We start from the raw sequence: 3,239 nt of genomic DNA, 5'->3' as shown, positions 1-3,239 counted from the left end.
GCCTGTGATTCGCCTGTGCCTATGTCGTTACAAAAAGTCATCTTTGGCGGCGAAGCGCTGGACGTCGCCAGCCTGAAACCCTGGTTTGCGCGTTTCGGCGATCAAGCGCCGCAACTGATCAACATGTACGGCATCACCGAAACCACCGTGCATGTGACCTTCAGGCCCATAACCGAGGCCGACACACACAACCCGGCCAGCCCGATTGGCGAGGCGATTCCGGACCTGTCGTGGTACGTGCTGGACGCCGATTTCAATCCGGTTGCCCAGGGTTGCAGCGGCGAGTTGCACATCGGCCATGCCGGTCTGGCGCGGGGTTATCACAATCGTGCGGCACTGACGGCCGAGCGCTTTGTGCCGGACCCGTTTTCCAACGACGGCGGTCGTCTGTACCGCACCGGGGATCTGGCCCGCTATAAAGCTGCCGGAACCATCGAATACGCGGGCCGTATCGACCATCAGGTCAAAATCCGCGGTTTCCGCATCGAACTGGGCGAAATCGAAGCGCGACTGCAAGCGCATCCGGCTGTGCGCGAAGTGGTCGTGCTGGCGCTGGAAGGTCAACTGGCGGCGTATCTGCTGCCGACTCAGCCTGATCAGGATCAACAAGCTCTACGTGAAACCCTGAAAGCCGAACTCCGGGCGCATCTGCCGGATTACATGATGCCGACCCATTTCATCATCCTCGAGAAGCTGCCGCTGACGGCCAACGGCAAGCTGGACCGCAAGGCGCTGCCAGCGCCGGACGCGAGCCAGTTGCAGGCGGCCTACGTCGCGCCGCAAGGCGAGCTGGAAGAACAGTTGGCGTCGGTCTGGAGCGCCGTGCTCAACGTCGAGCAAGTCGGGCGCAGCGATAATTTCTTCGAACTCGGTGGCCACTCGCTGCTGGCGGTGCAGATGCTGGTGCGGGTTCGCGAGCAGTTGCAGCGCGAGGTCGGCCTCAAGGACTTGTTCGAGCAGCCGGTGCTTGCTGACTTCTGCGCCGCGCTGCAAGAAAAAAATGGCGAAAGTGACCATGCACTGGACGAATTGACTAAATCACTGGAGGCACTCAAACGTTTATCAGCGGAGGAAATTGATAATTTGATCGCTTAGCAGGAGAGACCCCAGTGCAGCAGTTGCTTGACTCCGTTAAATCGCTGTCCGCCCGTGAACGCAAGGCGCTGGCGATCCTGCTCAAGCGCCAGGGGGTGAATCTCTATGGGGTCACGCCGATTGCCAGGCGAGAGACGCAGGAGCCGTCTGCGTTATCGTTTGCCCAACAGCGGCAATGGATCATCTGGCAACTGGAACCGCACAGCGCGGCCTACAACATTCCGTTGGCGCTGCGCCTGCATGGCACGCTGGATGTCGAGGCGCTCCGGCGCAGCGTCGAACAACTGATCGAACGCCACGAAACCCTGCGCACCACGTTTAAACAGCAGGGCGACGAGGCGTTGCAGGTGGTGCATCCGGCGTCGCCGTTTGCGCTCAATGTTGATCAACTGGCACTGGGCGAAACGGTCGAACGCTATGTTGATCAGGAAGTGCAGCGGCCTTTCGATCTGCAACATGGGCCGCTGTTGCGGGTTAGGCTGCTTGAACTGAGCGAACAGGAACACGTGCTGGTGCTGACCCAGCACCACATCGTCTCCGATGGCTGGTCGATGCCGATCATTGTTGACGAGCTGATGCAGTGCTATCAGGCCGCCTCGCTGGGTCGCGAGGCCGAACTGGCCCAACTGCCAATCCAGTACGCCGACTACGCGATCTGGCAGCGTAACTGGCTGGAGATGGGCGAGCAGGAACGCCAGCTGGCTTACTGGAAGCAGCAACTGGGCGATCAGCAGCCGATTCTTGAATTACCCACCGATCGACCACGTCCGGCGCTGCGCAGCTACGACGGCGCGCGACTGAACGTCGAGCTGGACGCTGCGCTGCTGAACACCCTCAAGGCACTGGCGCGGCAGCAGGGCATCACCCTGTTCATGCTGTTGCTGGCGTCGTTGCAAACCTTGCTGCACCGCTACAGCGGTCAGGCCGACATACGCGTTGGTGTGCCTGTCGCCAACCGCACCCGCAGTGAAACCCAAGGGCTGATCGGCTTCTTCGTCAATACCCAGGTGCTCAAGGCCGAGTTCGGCGCGCAGACCACCGTGGCCGACCTGCTGCAACAGACCAAACAGACTGCCGTGCAGGCCCAGGCCCATCAGGACCTGCCGTTCGAGCAACTGGTCGAAGCCTTGCAGCCGCAGCGAGACCTGAGCCGCAGCCCGCTGTTTCAAGTGGCCTACAACCACCAGAGCGAAGGCTACAACGAAGCCCGCGAGCTGGCCGGTCTGCGCCTGGAGTATCAGGTGTCCGACAAACACACCGCGCAGTTCGACCTGACCCTGGACACTTGCGAACGCCAGAACGGCCTGGCTGCCTCGCTGACCTACGCCACCGACCTGTTCGACGCCACAACCATCGAGCGCATGGCCGGGCACTGGCGCAACCTGCTGAGCGGCATGTGCCGCGACGTCAATCAGCGCATCGCCGACTTGCCATTGCTGAGCGTTGAAGAGCGGCAGAATACGCTGCGTGACTGGAACCAGAAACGTGCTGTTTATCCGAGCGAACATTGCGCCCATCAACGCATCGAAACCCAGGCTGAACGCACCCCGCACGCCATCGCCCTGAGCTTGGGTGCCGAGCAATTGAGCTATCAAAAGCTCAACAGCCGCGCCAACCAGTTGGCCCACAAACTGCGCGAGCAGGGCGTAGGCCCGGATGTTCGCGTGGGGCTGGCCGCCGAGCGCAGTCTGGAGATGATTGTGGGGATGCTGGCGATCCTCAAGGCCGGCGGCGCGTACGTGCCGCTGGACCCGGATTACCCGCAGGATCGCTTGAGCTTCCTGATGCAGGACAGCGGTATCGAATTGTTGCTGACCCAAGCACATTTGCTGGATCAGTTGCCGATTCCTGCGCACGTTCAAACCCTGGATCTGGCGGATGCGCTGGATGGTTATAGCACTGAAAACCCGACCAACCAGACCACGCCGGACAACCTGGCCTACGTGATCTACACCTCGGGCTCGACCGGTAAGCCGAAAGGCACCTTGCTGGCTCATCACAACCTGATGCGCCTGTTCGCGGCTACGGACGACTGGTTCAAGTTCGACGAAAAAGACGTCTGGACGCTGTTCCATTCATTCGCCTTCGACTTCTCGGTCTGGGAGATTTTCGGCGCGCTGCTGCACGGTGGCCGACTGGTCATC

General features: G+C 61.0%; 2 protein-coding genes. Both read left to right on the top strand.

Going from position 1 to position 3,239, the window contains the following annotated elements; genetic code table 11:
- Nucleotides 1-1,095, top strand: a 1,095-nt coding sequence (locus tag ALO43_RS12130) for an AMP-binding protein (RefSeq protein WP_147467237.1), incomplete at its 5' end; no start/stop codon positions are given.
- 14 nt (nucleotides 1,096-1,109) lie between these two features.
- On the top strand, nucleotides 1,110-3,239 hold a 2,130-nt coding region (locus ALO43_RS12125), incomplete at its 3' end, for a condensation domain-containing protein (RefSeq protein WP_157062288.1).

Source organism: Pseudomonas tremae, assembly GCF_001401155.1.
Classification (GTDB): Bacteria; Pseudomonadota; Gammaproteobacteria; order Pseudomonadales; family Pseudomonadaceae; genus Aquipseudomonas; species Aquipseudomonas tremae.
This window is presented reverse-complemented; position numbering and strand designations above follow the sequence as displayed.